Source organism: Dysgonomonas sp. ZJ709, assembly GCF_011039195.1.
In the GTDB taxonomy this organism is placed as follows: Bacteria; Bacteroidota; Bacteroidia; order Bacteroidales; family Dysgonomonadaceae; genus Dysgonomonas.
Genome location: NZ_JAAKEM010000001.1, coordinates 327,139 through 342,342, shown reverse-complemented (window position 1 = coordinate 342,342; position 15,204 = coordinate 327,139). Strand labels below are relative to the sequence as shown.

General features: G+C 37.7%; 17 protein-coding genes. 8 read left to right on the top strand and 9 right to left on the bottom strand.

Translation table 11 applies throughout. The annotated features are described in order from the left end of the window. Window positions 1-2: 2 nt before the first annotated feature. The 7 genes from G7Y56_RS01560 to G7Y56_RS01530 all read right to left on the bottom strand — a co-directional run bounded on the left by G7Y56_RS01560 (window position 3) and on the right by G7Y56_RS01530 (window position 4,808). Window positions 3-659: a hypothetical protein gene (locus G7Y56_RS01560; RefSeq protein WP_165040495.1), complete on the bottom strand. Its 657-nt coding sequence runs from the start codon at window positions 657-659 to the stop codon at window positions 3-5. Next, on the bottom strand, window positions 659-1,186 hold the full coding sequence (locus G7Y56_RS01555; RefSeq protein WP_165040493.1) for a GNAT family N-acetyltransferase: 528 nt from the start codon (window positions 1,184-1,186) through the stop codon (window positions 659-661). The genes G7Y56_RS01560 and G7Y56_RS01555 overlap by 1 nt, the downstream gene beginning before the upstream one ends. Next, window positions 1,183-2,037 carry an ATP phosphoribosyltransferase gene (hisG, locus tag G7Y56_RS01550; protein WP_165040491.1) on the bottom strand — a complete coding sequence of 285 codons (855 nt, stop codon included), beginning with the start codon at window positions 2,035-2,037 and terminating at the stop codon, window positions 1,183-1,185. The genes G7Y56_RS01555 and hisG overlap by 4 nt, the downstream gene beginning before the upstream one ends. Before the next feature lie 214 nt (window positions 2,038-2,251). Further along, complete coding sequence (locus G7Y56_RS01545; protein ID WP_165020557.1) at window positions 2,252-2,719, bottom strand: hypothetical protein; 468 nt, start codon at window positions 2,717-2,719, stop codon at window positions 2,252-2,254. A 15-nt stretch (window positions 2,720-2,734) separates the two neighbouring features. After that, a complete protein-coding gene (locus tag G7Y56_RS01540; RefSeq protein WP_165020556.1) occupies window positions 2,735-3,097 on the bottom strand; it encodes a hypothetical protein in 363 nt (120 codons plus the stop codon). Window positions 3,098-3,173: 76 nt separating this feature from the next. Continuing rightward, window positions 3,174-3,725: an RNA polymerase sigma factor gene (locus tag G7Y56_RS01535; protein WP_165040489.1), complete on the bottom strand. Its 552-nt coding sequence runs from the start codon at window positions 3,723-3,725 to the stop codon at window positions 3,174-3,176. A gap of 30 nt (window positions 3,726-3,755) precedes the next feature. Continuing rightward, a complete protein-coding gene (locus G7Y56_RS01530) occupies window positions 3,756-4,808 on the bottom strand; it encodes a tetratricopeptide repeat protein (protein WP_165020554.1) in 1,053 nt (350 codons plus the stop codon). 355 nt (window positions 4,809-5,163) lie between these two features. On the opposite strand from G7Y56_RS01530, the gene G7Y56_RS01525 reads away from it, so the two are divergent. The 6 genes from G7Y56_RS01525 (at window position 5,164) to G7Y56_RS01500 (ending at window position 11,051) form a co-directional block, all read left to right on the top strand. Continuing rightward, window positions 5,164-7,434: an aconitate hydratase gene (locus tag G7Y56_RS01525; protein WP_165040487.1), complete on the top strand. Its 2,271-nt coding sequence runs from the start codon at window positions 5,164-5,166 to the stop codon at window positions 7,432-7,434. A 6-nt stretch (window positions 7,435-7,440) separates the two neighbouring features. Then, window positions 7,441-7,881: a GNAT family N-acetyltransferase gene (locus G7Y56_RS01520; protein ID WP_165040485.1), complete on the top strand. Its 441-nt coding sequence runs from the start codon at window positions 7,441-7,443 to the stop codon at window positions 7,879-7,881. A gap of 10 nt (window positions 7,882-7,891) precedes the next feature. Then, window positions 7,892-8,482 (top strand): DJ-1/PfpI family protein, encoded by a 591-nt coding sequence (locus G7Y56_RS01515; protein ID WP_165040483.1) that lies wholly within the window; start codon window positions 7,892-7,894, stop codon window positions 8,480-8,482. A gap of 34 nt (window positions 8,483-8,516) precedes the next feature. Beyond that, entirely contained in the window at window positions 8,517-9,860 is a 1,344-nt protein-coding gene (locus G7Y56_RS01510) for a citrate synthase (protein WP_165040481.1), read from the top strand. Continuing rightward, the gene (locus G7Y56_RS01505) at window positions 9,860-10,249 is read left to right on the top strand and encodes a DUF423 domain-containing protein (RefSeq protein WP_165020549.1); all 390 of its coding nucleotides are present in this window, start codon (window positions 9,860-9,862) and stop codon (window positions 10,247-10,249) included. Before G7Y56_RS01510 ends, G7Y56_RS01505 begins: the two co-directional genes overlap by 1 nt. Window positions 10,250-10,328: 79 nt before the next feature. Then, the gene (locus tag G7Y56_RS01500) at window positions 10,329-11,051 is read left to right on the top strand and encodes a head GIN domain-containing protein (protein WP_255498605.1); all 723 of its coding nucleotides are present in this window, start codon (window positions 10,329-10,331) and stop codon (window positions 11,049-11,051) included. A gap of 88 nt (window positions 11,052-11,139) precedes the next feature. Here the strand turns inward: G7Y56_RS01500 and G7Y56_RS01495 are convergent, their stop codons facing one another. Then, window positions 11,140-11,667 carry a DJ-1/PfpI family protein gene (locus G7Y56_RS01495; protein ID WP_165040479.1) on the bottom strand — a complete coding sequence of 176 codons (528 nt, stop codon included), beginning with the start codon at window positions 11,665-11,667 and terminating at the stop codon, window positions 11,140-11,142. A 162-nt stretch (window positions 11,668-11,829) separates the two neighbouring features. Between G7Y56_RS01495 and G7Y56_RS01490 the strand changes: the two genes are divergently transcribed. Continuing rightward, window positions 11,830-12,195, top strand: coding sequence for a helix-turn-helix domain-containing protein (locus G7Y56_RS01490; protein ID WP_165040477.1), 366 nt, complete (start codon window positions 11,830-11,832; stop codon window positions 12,193-12,195). Between the two features lie 17 nt (window positions 12,196-12,212). Here G7Y56_RS01490 and G7Y56_RS01485 read toward each other — a convergent pair whose 3' ends face one another. Then, complete coding sequence (locus G7Y56_RS01485) at window positions 12,213-13,715, bottom strand: helicase HerA-like domain-containing protein (RefSeq protein ID WP_165040474.1); 1,503 nt, start codon at window positions 13,713-13,715, stop codon at window positions 12,213-12,215. A 152-nt stretch (window positions 13,716-13,867) separates the two neighbouring features. Between G7Y56_RS01485 and G7Y56_RS01480 the strand changes: the two genes are divergently transcribed. Then, window positions 13,868-15,187, top strand: coding sequence for a glycosyltransferase family 39 protein (locus G7Y56_RS01480; protein WP_165040472.1), 1,320 nt, complete (start codon window positions 13,868-13,870; stop codon window positions 15,185-15,187). Window positions 15,188-15,204 lie beyond the last annotated feature (17 nt).

Genomic DNA, 15,204 nt, shown 5'->3' with positions numbered 1-15,204 from the left:
ATTCATTCTCCATAAATAAGCAACTTATCAATATCAGAAATATTCCATTGATTTGTTGCATTGATCGCCAATAATTGTACCGAAAAAATTTCCAACTGAAGTCTGGCCTCATCAATAGCCTTCTTTAGGCTATCTTCATTGACCTCAACTATAAATTTATTTGGCTTGGGAACATAATTTTCATTCACATTGCTATGTTCCAAATCAAACACAATACTATTTTCATTCTTTATTATACTCGGAGATGGATGCCCTATCCAAAAAGAAAGATCTTCATCACCAATCAATTCCTCCCAAGATTTAATATCATTCAAACTACCACAACATTGAGGATAAAGTATATCTTCGTCATCAACATTCAATATATACCCACCAGATAGTGATCCGACGCAATCCCTATCATTACCATCCTTATCTATATCTTTTATTTCGTCGAATACCAATTTTGTCAGATTTCGATTTGTTATTTTCGCTAATTCATACAAGGAACAACCCTTTGAATATGGATTCATTTCACCTTCAAAACCTGCCGCTTTAAGACATTTTTTATTGAATAGGCTCCATTCATCTGTATGCTCCCAATATGGCCCATTGGTTGGACTTACAATATTCTGATCGTAATATGTAATGTCTATTACAGGTATAAGCCGAATATTCATTATCCTCCAAATTCTTTTTTAAGCATACTGTAAATTGCAAGATCGGTGAAAGTATTATCGACAAGAAGCTCCCCATCCCTCTCAATTCCTTCAAAGCAAAATCCGAGTTTCTCGGGTATGTTCCGGCTTTTTGTATTAGCTACCGCTACCCGTATCTGTACTCTATTAAAATCAAGTTGACCAAATGCCAGATGGAGTAATTCGACCACTGCTTTGGTTACGATACCATTTCCTTGTGCCGCCTCTGCCAACCAATAACCAATTTCGGTTCGTTTATTAGCCGCATCAGTCCTAGTGAAACCGATCAACCCCACAAACTGCTCGTGATGATAGATAACAAATTGTTTCTCACCCGATTCGAGCGTAGAAGTTACAAAAGCTTCCGTATCTTCCACTTCTTGCGTAAAATCGACAAATGGCAACCATTCTCTCAAATACTCCCTATTCGCAATTATTTCATTAAAAATAAGAGGTGTATCTTCGGCCGATAACGGTCTTAGATAGGTATCACTTGATAATTGTATCATAATATCATTTTTTCGATGGGCAATACCAAAATGCCTTCTGCCCCTAAGGCCTTAAGTTTACTTATAACTTCCCAAAAGCGTTTATCATCCACTACCGATTGAACCGAACACCAGCCTTCTGTAGCCAATGGCGTAACAGTTGGGCTACGCATACCGGGCAAGATAGCAAATATTTCATCTACTTTATCTTCCGGCGCATTCAATACAACATATTTTTTATCTATTGCTGCCTGCACAGCCTCGATACGGAAAATAAGTTCATCCAAGATATCTTTTTTCTCTCGCTCAAGACCTTTATTAGTAATCAACAAAGCTTCCGATTGCATAACAACATCGACTTCTTTCAGTCGGTTGCTAACAAGCGTGCCGCCTGAACTTACAATATCGAAGATCGCATCTGCCAAACCGATACTAGGCGATATTTCTACTGATCCTGTAATCACATGGATGTCAGAAGAAATAGATTTCTCTTTCAAATATTTTTTCAGAATATGAGGATAAGAAGTTGCAATCTTTTTGCCTTCGAACCATTTTATATCTGCATATTCTGCATCTTTCGGAATAGCCAAAGACAAACGGCATTTACTGAAACCCAGACGCTTGATAATAGCTGCATCCTCGTCTTTTTCTACCAATTCATTTTCGCCAACAACACCTATGTCTGCAACACCTGTTGCTACTGCTTGAGGAATATCGTCATCGCGAAGAAAAAGGACTTCGAGAGGGAAATCTTTTGCAGGAATAAGCAAAGTACGTTTTTTGTTATTCAATTTAATACCTGCTTCTTGCAAAAGCTCCATTGTTTCTTCAAACAAGCGTCCTTTAGATTGGACTGCAATTCTTAATACCATATTATTTCGTTTTATATTATTTCGTTATGAAACAAAAAAAGCCTACCACGAGTGGTAAGCTTTTTCATATATTTTACACAATACATCATCATGTTACTTACCTTTGGTCAGCAATTCGCAATGATGATGAAATATTGTTTTTTTCATTTTAATTCTCTTCTATAAGACAAAAGTATACATTATTAAATAATAAACAAACTTTTTGTCAGTTATTTTATTTCTTACCAGTCCCCTCTCTTTTACCTCTGAAGTCTTCCAGAGCACGCTGCATAAACTTTTGTTCGGCTCTCTGATACTTAAATAATTTTTCAGCCGGTAATACAGCTTTAAATTTCTGATAGTATTCTTTTTCCAGAATTACCTCTTTCTCGCGAGTATCCAGATAATTTTCTATCGCTTTTTTATAATCGGCTTCTGTCTTATTGGTCGCTCTGCGCAACTGTCTGGATTCGTCACGTGTGGTTTTGTTTATTTCAAATTTTTTATCCATAAACTCATTCACCAACGGGATGAAACCTTTCATTTCTGCATCCGTCAAGTTTAATTCTTTTTTAAGAAACTCTGCTTTTTGTTCTTTAAACTTAGTAACATCAAACTCTTTTTTTTCGCCTGTTCGTTGAGCATTTATAGATGTCAAACTCAAAAAGAAAGCAAGTATCAATAATATATTTTTAGTTTTCATATCGTTTATTTTTTTTTAGTCTATAGAATAAACAGCATCATCGTATGCCGATGACATAGCTTCTTCTTGTAAGAATAGATAGAAATCTTCTTCATCTACAGATGATATTGAAGAGGCAGAAGATGTCATATCCTTGATATCTTTTGTACCCATATCATTAGGCATACTCTGATGATCTATAATTCCCGTAGAGAAGATTACCCCTGCAAACACTGCTGCAATTGCAGTCCAAGGGAGTACTTTCTTCCATAATGGAACAATTTTAGCCACCTTCCTTTCTTTCTCCGGCAGTTTGTCCATTATGCTCGCATTAAAGTTCTCAAAATAATTTTCTGGAACTCTAAACGGATTCGCTTTGTTCTTATCCTTTTCTAACATAACTGCTTATTTTTTTAATAATATCACTTGTACATATTAACCCACACTATTATAGACTATAGATATCCAAAAAGGTTTAATGCTCGGTTGATAAATATTCTTCTATTTTTTTTACGGCGTGATGATACGAGGCTTTTAGTGCACCAACAGAGGTATCGAGCACTGTTGACATTTCTTCATATTTCATTTCGTCGAAGTATTTCAAATTAAATACAATACGCTGCTTTTCGGGCAATGTCAATATCGCTTTTTGTAGTTTCAATTGAGCTTCGTCACCATCGAAATACTCATCGCCTTCGAGTTTAGAGACAAGATAGGTGTCCGTATCATCAATCGATACATTATTTTGAGCCCGCTGCTTATTCAAAAAAGTAATACTTTCGTTTACAGCTATCCTATACAGCCATGTAGATAATTTAGAATCACCTCTAAAACTATCTATGCTTGTCCATATCTTAATAAATGTATTTTGAAGGACATCATTCGCATCATCATGGCTCAATACGATTTTTCGTATTTGCCAATAAAGCAACTCGCTATACTCCTTCACCAATTCGGCAAAAGCGTCTCGCTGTGTGTCGCTGTTATGGAGCCTCTTTATAAGCTTTTCGTCTTGCTCTTGTGACATTTATATTATTTTTATTATATCTGAGCATTTTTACAAAGCTCCATCATCCAAATCAGAATCGTCGCCGAATTCAGCCTCCTCATCTACAATACCTCCTTGCCCATGTTCAAACCACTCAATAAAACTATCTACCTGTGTCTTATTATTATTCCACCATTCCAACGATTCGTTGAAATAGGCGACACTAACATAACGGCAATAGGTATCAAAATACCCCGAACCGAGTATTTCTTCATACGTAGGTACAAAGAAATCCCACAGCAATCCGCTTTGAGTATCGTTCTGCATTTGGCTCAATGCAAAGAAAATAGTTTTAGATGCTTCTTCAAAATATTTATATTGAGAAATAGCATCGTTGCCTTGTGGTTGTATCCTCACTAACGATTCGTATAATTTTTGTCTGTTTATTCCATCCTCGGGTGTCAACTGAGGTGCATTAGCGGGAAGCTTAGTGGCAATTATATCATACATTTCGGCAAAAGCATCTTTCGATCGCTGCGTATTAGGCTCTAACAAAAGAAAAAAATGAAATGAGTAAAAACTTTGTATCCACCTATCAGCATCACTCAATGCATAAGCATATAACAGAAATGCGCTCGAATGCGTAGCGTCTATTTCAATGGCTTTCCGCAAATGCTGAACAGCCATTTGATTATTTTTTGTATTGAAGTAGCATAATCCCAGGTTGAAATGCAGCAAATATTCATCTCCACAACGTACCAATGCTTCACTGAACAGCTTGATGGCATCATCGGTTTTATCCATATCGGCTAAAGCAGTTCCTTTTACAGTATAAGCGTCAACCAATAATGGTTGGAAATTGGCATTGATTACCTTCGTACTATATTTCAGAGCATTCGTATAGTCTTTCAGCTGAAGATAAGATAAAGACATTTCATATACCGCAGACATAGATGTTGGATTTATCTTTAATGCCTCCTCATAGCAAGCTATGGCATCCTTATAACGTCCCTTGTCATGCAAACTTACTCCTTGACGGATAAGTTTCTCGGATGATACCTGTGCATTCACAATTTGTGTCGAAAATAAAAGAAATATAATAATTGTAAAAAAGCTCTTCATAAATATAAATCGATTTGAATCTACAAAAGTAAGAAAATCTTCCAAACCTAGCGGTATTGTTAAAACTCTTAGACATTTTTAAGGGTAAAAAGGTTTAATGTCAGTCATCAGCAATCGCCCTGAACTTAAATTACTTTTATCCGAACAATTAACTCTATACAATTCAATAAGATAGACTCGAGCCCATCAAAAAACAAAAAGACAGACATAAACAAACACATCTTTCAAAATGCTATTGCATAAGACACAAATACGAGAAAATGAGATATAAAGAGCCATAATACAGAATATTTTTACTATTTTTGCTAGTTACTTTCATTCACTAAAAAGAGACAATAGAAAAAAGAATATCAATATGACACCAAGTACAACCTTCGATATAGACATGATTCGCAAGTTTTACGAATCTTTTCCAACGAAAGTAGATAATGCCAAAAAGGTTCTCAATAAACCTTTAACTCTTTGCGAGAAAATTTTATATGCCCATCTTTTTCCTAACGAAGGAGTGAAAGATTATGTACGTGCAATCGATTATGTCAACTTTGCCCCCGACCGTGTAGCAATGCAGGATGCAACAGCTCAAATGGCTTTGCTTCAATTGATGAATTCAGGAAGATCAACAGTCGCCGTTCCATCGACGGTACATTGTGATCACCTCATACAAGCATATAAATCAGCAAAAGAAGATTTATCGACTGCCGAGATAACAAATAAAGAAGTGTATGATTTCTTAAGTGTCGTTTCGAATAAGTTCGGGATCGGTTTTTGGAAACCGGGTGCCGGAATTATTCACCAGGTAGTTTTAGAGAACTATGCTTTCCCCGGAGGAATGATGATCGGTACAGACTCACATACTCCTAACGCCGGAGGACTTGGTATGATAGCCATTGGCGTCGGTGGTGCGGATGCTGTGGATGTCATGGCAGGTATGCCATGGGAATTGAAGATGCCTAAGATCATAGGCGTGAAGCTGACCGGAAAACTTTCGGGATGGGCTTCATCTAAAGATGTTATTTTGAAACTGGCTGGTATTCTTACCGTAAAAGGTGGAACAAATGCCATTATAGAATATTTCGGAGAAGGTACGGCGTCATTATCCGCTACCGGAAAAGCTACTATTTGTAATATGGGTGCAGAGGTTGGTGCAACTACTTCGATTTTCCCTTACGATAGCAAATCAGCAGATTATCTGAAAGCAACCGAACGTGAGGATGTAGCGAATGCAGCAAATAATATAATTTCATACCTACAACCGGATAGCGAGATAATCGCTAATCCTGAAAAATATTATGATCGTGTAATCGAAATTAACCTTTCGGAACTGGAGCCATATATCAATGGTCCGTTTACTCCCGATGCTGCACATCCGATTTCTGAATTTGCAAAAATAGTAAAAGAGAAAAACTATCCTCAAGCAATGGAGGTTGGTTTAATCGGTTCATGTACTAATTCGTCGTACGAAGATATGTCACGTGCGGTGTCAATCGTAGAAGATGCCAACAAAAAGAATGTAAAAGTAAAAGCCCAATTTATAATTAATCCCGGCTCGGAACAAGTACGTTATACCGCCGAAAGAGACGGAATACTTTCCGTATTCGAAGAGGCAGGGGCTACTATTATGGCAAATGCCTGCGGACCTTGTATCGGACAATGGAAACGTGAAACAGAGAACCCAGAGCGTCCGAATTCGATTATTACATCGTTCAACCGTAACTTTGCGAAACGTAACGATGGTAACCCGAATACACATGCCTTTGTTGCATCGCCCGAGATGGTAGCTGCATTGACTATCGCCGGAGACTTATGTTTCAATCCACTGAAAGATACCCTTACGAATGAAAAAGGCGAGCAAGTGAAACTGCAAGAACCTCACGGGTATGAACTTCCTCCAAAAGGATACGATACAGAAGATTTAGGATTTATCGCTCCTGCAAAAGACGGTGAGAATATTGTTGTGGAAATAGCTCCCGATTCTCAACGCTTGCAAGCATTACAGCCTTTCGCTGCATGGAATGGCAAAGACATTGTAGAGCAGCCATTATTGATAAAAGCAAAAGGAAAATGTACTACCGACCACATATCAATGGCAGGCCCATGGCTACGCTTCCGCGGACATTTGGATAATATATCCGATAATATGCTGATCGGCGCAGTAAATGCGTTTAACGACAAAACAAATGCTATACTCAATGTACAGACTGGAGAATATATACCTGTACCTCAATTAGCACGAAAATTCAAAGCCGAAGGTTTAGGCTCGATTGTAGTGGCAGAAGAAAATTACGGAGAAGGTTCTTCTCGTGAACATGCCGCCATGGAGCCCCGCTTTCTGAATGTGAAAGCAATTATTGTAAAATCGTTTGCACGTATTCACGAAACAAATCTGAAGAAGCAAGGTATGCTCGCACTAACTTTTATCAACAAAGACGATTACGACAAAGTGCGTGAGGATGATAAAATAAGCATATTAGGCTTAACCGATTTCAAACCGGGAACAAACCTGACGGTAGAGTTAACTCATAAAGATGGAACAAAAGAATCTTTCGAAGTGGCTCATACATATAACGAATTACAAATAGAGTGGTTCAAAGCAGGTAGTGCATTGAACTATATGAAAAAAAACTGATAGCGAATGGTATTTGTTATTGAGAAAATTCAGGAATCTCATTTCGAAGAATTGATTTCTTTATTTCATGAATTTGCCAACTTCGAGAAATTACCCGAAAAAATGACAAATTCGGCAGAGCAAATGATGCGAGAAAAAGATTTCCTGCTCGGTTTTGTTGCTAAAGACAAGAATAACAAGATAGCGGGGTATGTAACATTCTTTTTCGCATACTACACATGGATAGGAAAATCATTATATATGGACGACCTATACATCCGCCAGCAATACAGGGGGAAAGGATTGGGTACAATCCTTATCAATAAAGCAATTTCATTTGCCAAAGAAAGCGATTGTAATAAATTGCGCTGGCAGGTTTCTAATTGGAACAATCATGCTATAAAATTCTACGAAAGCCTTGGCGCTACTATCGATGACGTGGAAATGAATTGCGACTTAATATTGTAATAAATCATTTATGAATATCTGCATTATCCTATTCGATAAATTTGAAACATTAGACGTTTTTGGTCCTGTCGAGATTTTCGGAAAATTAGACAATTCGGTTATTCAATATTATTCATTGAACGGGGGACTTATTTCGAACAAGGATAATATATCGATCGTAACGAAAAGTATTCATGATTTGTATCAGGCAATTGATGTATTACTTATCCCCGGAGGGGAAGGTACGAGAATAGAAATCAAGAACGCCGATCTCATTAACCTGATAAAAAAGTTAGCCGGTCGAAGCCGATACGTTTTATCTGTTTGTACAGGAAGTATATTACTCGCAAAGGCAGGATTGCTTGATGGTAAGAGAGCCACTTCGAACAAACGTGCATTCGATTGGGCGAGAGAATCATCTAGCCAAGTGCAATGGATAAAACAAGCTCGATGGATAGTTGATGGAAAGTATTACACATCGTCGGGCGTAAGCGCAGGAATGGATATGGCTCTAGGCTTCATTTTTGATACTTACAGTTTAGAAAAAGCGGAAGAGATTGCATTCAGAATAGAATACAACTGGCAAAACGATGCAGACATAGATAGTTTCTGCAACCAATAAAAAAGAAACACTTTATAATATAATAGACTAAAATATGGAAAATATCATCAGTAAAATATCAGATACGATAAAAACCACGACAAGTATTGAAGACGATTTATTCAAGAAATTCAATGTAAAGCGCGGACTTCGTAACGAAGATCATACAGGGGTGATAGTCGGTCTTACGAAAGTAGGTGATGTTGTAGGATACGAACGTGACGAGGAGGGTAAACTAAAGCCTATTCCCGGCAAATTGATATACAGAGGTGTAAGTCTCGAAGATATAGTAAAAGGTGCACAAAGAGAAAACAGGCTGGGTTTTGAAGAAACAGTTTATTTGATACTTTCGGGTAACCTGCCTGAGAAAGATACTTTGAAAGAATTTTCCGATCTATTGAGCCGCACCATGGATCTGAATCCTAAGATTACAATGCATATTCTAGATCTCGAAGGACAGGATATCATGAACAATCTGGCAAGATGTGTACTCGAACTATATACTTTCGACGATAAGCCAGACGACACCTCAGCCGAAAATCTGATTAAACAATCGCTGAATCTCGTAGCAACTTTCCCTACGATTATAGCTTATGCCTATAATTCGCTAAGACACAATTGCGGTAAATCATTACATATCCGCCACCCGCAGGAAGGCTTATCTCTTGCCGAAAATTTCCTTTACATGATGAAGGGGCGCCATTATACCGAATTGGATGTAAAAACATTAGATTTGGCATTGATGGTTCACGCTGATCATGGTGGTGGTAATAACTCGACATTCACTGTACGTGTAACCAGTTCGACAGGAACTGATACCTATTCGGCTATTGCTTCGGGAATAGGCTCACTCAAAGGACGCCTGCACGGTGGCGCGAACCTGAAAGTGGTGGACATGATGAAAAACATCAAACGCAACATAAAAGACTGGACCGATGTAAAAGAAATAGATACCTATCTACAAAAGATGCTGAATAAACAGGCATACGACAAATCGGGTCTGATATATGGCATCGGACATGCTATCTATACCGTTTCCGATCCCAGAACGATGCTCCTTAAAGAAATGGCAAAAGATTTGGCTCTTGAAAAAGGACGCGATAAGGAATTTGAATTTTACAATCTACTCGAAGAACGCGCCATTAAGAACTTTATGGAGTTTAAAGGAACATCGGTAAATAAACAAGTATGTGCCAATGTCGATTTCTATTCGGGTTTTGTATACGATATGATAGGCTTGCCACAAGAGATATTCACACCGTTGTTTGCTATGGCTCGTATTGTAGGATGGTGCGCTCACCGAATTGAAGAACTGAATTTCAAACAAAAACGGATTATTCGCCCTGCTTACAAAAATGCAGGAGAAATAAAAGAATATATACCTTTGAATAATAGATAATGAAACAATTTGTATTAGTTGTTGCCTCCGTATATGGATTGCTAGGTATTATACTGGGGGCTTTTGGAGCCCATGCTTTCAAAAACATGCTATCTGCTGAGAAGCTGATCAGTTTCGAAACAGGTGTACGTTATCAGATATATCATGCTATAGTCTTGCTCGTTATTGGGTTTGCCTTTTCATATAGCACATCCATTGAACGATGGTCGGCAATTTGCCTTATGATTGGCGTATTTCTGTTCTCATTCAGCATTTATTTTCTCACATTCTCTGAATATTGGAATGTGAATCTACGATTCTTAGGTCCGGTTACACCTTTAGGTGGGGGATTTATGATAGCAGGATGGGTTTTACTTATTGTGTTTTTTATAAAAAATAAAGTTTTTTGAAAATAAATTACTTTTCTTGTAACCTAACATGTGATGAGGAAGTCATATATATAAATCACAATTTTTAATTTAATAATTTATGAAAATGAAATCACTTTTGTACATCTGTAGCATAGCCCTGATCTCTCTTGCCCTCCATTCGTGTTCTTTTAATTCCGTAAGAGGAAACGGCACAATCGTTACTCAGGAAGTTAACATAACCGATTATAGCGAGTTTAAATTCAGCGGTGGCAGCACTCTTGTTTATGAACAAAAACCCGACACTGCTCCATACCTTAGAATAGAAGTAGACGAAAATATTTTTCCTTTATTAGAAATAAAATCTGAAAATGGAGTATTATCGATAGGCAGTAAAGAAAATATAAGCCCTACTAAGTATACTATATATACCAACTCTACAAACTTATCTAAACTTGGTATCAGTGGCTCTTTAGATGCTCATCTGAAAGGTAGCATTCAAACAACAGATTTATCTATATCAAGCTCCGGCAGCAGTAGTATTATTGTAGATAACATAACATGTAATTCACTGAAAACCGATGTATCGGGATCAGGTGATATTACGCTGGCAGGTAAAGCTAACAAATTGAGCAGCTACATATCGGGCAGTGGTAAAGTGAAAGCTTCGGAATTGATTGCCGACACTGTATCATGCAATGTTTCGGGAAGTGGTGACTTTTTTGTGCATGCAAACAAATTACTTGATGTACATGTATCGGGCAGTGGCAGTGTTCAATACAAAGGTGAACCGCAAATTACACAATCAATTTCAGGTTCGGGAAGTGTATCAGCGATGAAATAATAACTGGATATACAAGTTTACAATATAAGGAAGGGCTGTCTAAAATTATTTTAGACAGCCCTTCCTCATTCTATGTATTTAGCAACAATTACTTCAAAGCAGCTAAGAGCTCTGGTAAAAGCGTCCATATATAGCTTTCAGTTTGTGCTGTATATAGATTATGATCCACAACCGATTTTTCGTCAGTAGGTATACCTTTCAATACTCCTGCTTTTCCGTAAGGATGAACAGCCATTTTCTTACCATCAGCTATTCCTGACTTATCGAAGATTACCGCAGCTGCACAATGTCCTGCGATAAGTTTACCTTGTTCGTTAAACTTTGCAACAACCTCGAACATATCTTTATTATATTGCTTATCGGCGTTCTCTGCTAATTTCATCATAGCATCTCCACAAGCAAAAACAAGAGCGTCATATTCGTTTTCTTTTCCTTTCAGATCTGCAATTGCATGATCTAATGAAATACTGATTCCCGAATTAGTCTTGATATCTTTCGATTCGGCTATTGCGAATATCTGATACGAAATACCGTTTTCGAAAAATGCTTCAAGATACTGAAACAATCCTGATCCGTTTACCGGATTCAATGCGATTACTGCTACTTTCTTTCCCATAATATAAATTATTTGATTATTATAGTTACTTTATGTAACTTTGTTCCTTTATAGATGCAAAGATACAATAGTTTGCTTCTGAAAACAAGAACGCACCATCCGAGAACAAACGAACAGGGAGGTAACTATTGTTGATAATGAGAACAATAAAAATTAAAATAAATGGAAAATATTTCAAAATATCAATTCTGCCCCATACGGGATGTTTTATCTCACTTGAGCGATAAATGGTCGTTGCTGGTAGTTATCGTATTAAGCCGAAACGGAACGATGAGATTCAACGAAATACAAAAAGATATAGAAGATATTTCCCAACGTATGCTTACAGTCACATTGCGCTCTCTGGAAGCTGACGGACTGATAAACCGCAAGATATATGCCGAAGTTCCTCCCCGTGTGGAATATGAGCTTACACCTCTGGGCGCTACGCTCTTAAATCCGCTAAGAGGGCTCGTAGAATGGGCACAGGAAAACACCATAACTATACACGAAAACAGAAAGAAATATACCGAAAACAAATCGTTGTAAGAACTAACTGATAACGGTTATCTCTTTTTTGCCCCTTTAAACAGCGCATTCACTACCTGCCGTGCCACAGGTACAAGAACAGCGGTAGCCAAAGTTCCCCAAAAACGTTTCTTTTGAGTTGCTTCCTGCCGCTCTATTTTGTCTTGAGCCTTCTGCACTTTTTCCTGTTCTTTTTGAGCCTTTTCATCTATTTTTGCCTGTGCTGCCTGATCTTTTTCAGCCTGAACCCCTGCCAGTTGTTCACTTAATATTTCGTAGGCAGAATTACGATCTTGCGTTTCGGCATAATGCCTGTAAAGTAATGAACCTTGAGTCATCTGTGTACGGACTGCCACATCCAAAGGCCCTATCTGACCTTGTGGCGGTAAGATAAATACACGTTCCACAGGTTGGGGTGTACCCTTTTCATCCAAGAAAGAAACTAAGGCTTCACCTGTACCCAATTCGGAAATAGCTGTCTCGGTATTAAAAGCCGGATTGGCTCGAAATGTCTGCGCAGCAACTTTCAACGCTTTTTGATCTTTAGGAGTATATGCCCTCAAAGCATGCTGAACCCGATTGCCTAATTGCCCTAGAACAGCATCCGGAATATCGGACGGCGTTTGAGATATGAAATAAACTCCGACACCTTTGGAACGGATTAGACGGACAACCTGTTCTATTTTATCAGTCAAGACTTTAGGTGCATCGTTAAATAATAAATGTGCTTCGTCAAAGAAAAAAACCAATTTCGGTTTGTCGACATCCCCTACTTCGGGTAAGACATCGAAAAGCTTGGTCATCAACCAGAGTAAAAAAGTAGAATATACCTTGGGCGAGTTCATCAACCTATCCGAAGCAAGTATATTGATAATGCCCTTCTCACCGTCGGTCTGTATCAGGTCGTCTATATTCAGATTGGGTTCTCCGAAAAACTTATCTACGCCATCATGCTCCAATGTAATCAGTCCACGCTGAATGGCTCCGACACTGGCAGCAGAGATATTACCATAGTTAGTGGTGAACTTATTCGTATCATTACCCACATATTCGAGTATTTTCTGTAAGTCTTTCAGGTCGATAAGCTCCCATTCTTTATCTTTTGCTATTTTGAATATAATAGTAAGCACTGCCGATTGAGTATCGTTCAACATCAACAAACGACTCAACAACAATGGCCCCATATCTGCGATCGTTGCACGCACAGGAACTCCCTGTTCGCCAAACACATCCCAAAATTGTACAGGGAAAGATTGAAATTTAAATCCTTTTTCGGCCAAATGATAAGATTCGACACGTTGCTTAACACTATCCTTATTACCTCCCACTCCGGCAACACCCGACAGGTCGCCTTTCACATCGGCTGCAAAAACAGGAACACCCATCTGGCTGAAAGTTTCGGCAAGTGTCTGTAAAGTGACGGTTTTACCTGTACCTGTTGCACCTGTTATCAATCCATGACGATTCGCCATTTTAGATACTAAACATATTTCTGATGTGTCTGAGATAGCAACAAAAGCCCTCTTATCATTATCAAGCATTTAAATTGTATTTATGTTATTATCAATCTATTCTACTTATATAAACAATTAAGAACAAAAAAGTTCTCAAAAGATTTACCGAAAACAACCATTTTCTGAATTCGTATTGAATAAGAAAGTGAGAAACCTTATCTTTAGCAAAAAATAACCGAGTGAAGAATATAGATCGAATACGTCTTTGGGCAATAGATAATCCGGTTAAAACAATCGTTATTATAGCTGCTTGCATTCGCATACTGGTAACTATTTTATATCAACATATAGCTATTTATCCCGACAGTGAGGATTATATTACCCTCGCAAACCGATTACTTAATTTCGATCTAAGCGGATATGAAGGGGAACGCTCGCCCGGCTATCCATTGCTATTGAGTCTTGCTCATAATTCGTTTGTAATTACAAGTATATTTCAATCGATTATTGGTATCATCACATTGGTATTGACCTACAAAACATTACTGATGACAGGAATAAGAAAAGAATCTTCTTTGATCATCACACTACTTGCAGCATGTTACCTACCTATCTTATTTTTTGAATTCGCTATTCTTAGCGAAACACTCACTCTATTTGTTATTATAATTATTTTTAATCTGTTTTTCAAAATTATATTAAAGAAAAGAAGCAAGGTGAATGATTACGCATTACTCGGTTTATCCTCCGGATACTTGGTACTGATAAAACCATTCTATATCTTCATTCCTGTCCTGATAGTAATATTCTTGCTCTGTTCCAATTTATTGATACAAAGGAAATTTGCTGCATACATATCTATTCTCATTCTACCTGCCTTTATATTCTTAGGATGGTCGTACATAAACAAAGTCAATACAGGCTATTTTACATCTACGACTTTCTACGGATTCAACCTAGCACAGAACTGTGTGAGTTTTGCAGAACACACATCGGATAAATACGCCGAGATAGGGCACATATATGCCCGATACAGAGATATTAACACAGCAATAGATAAAGATATAGCGATGAGCATTTGGGAGGCTTACCCCGAGCTTAAAGAAGAAACAGGATTATCATTCCCCGATTTATCAAAAAAGCTTTATGATTACAGTTTAACTACAATTTCGATGAATCCGATAGGCTATGTAAAGCAAGTAGGAATATCATGGTTAGATTTCTGGAAAACTTCATTATATTACGAATATGATCATATAAAGGTTTCTTCTACCGCCCCAATGATTAAATATGTCTCGCTTGCTGAAAGGCTTATATTTCAAGTGATAAAGATCCTGTTTGTCATACTTATTCCATACAATATTTCCTGCTATTTCAGAAGAAAAGATTTGACTCCGCAGTTTACTATTTCAGTAGTTGTTCTGACTGCGTCATTGCTGCAAGCCCTTATCACCTACGGTACGAACTCTAGGTTCAGTTTTCCATTCGAATTACTTATTCTTATTTCTGTGGTTCTGAATATAAAGCAATACAGGATGTACCTAAAAGAAAAAAGTTGAAAACTTTCGTTTCCAAC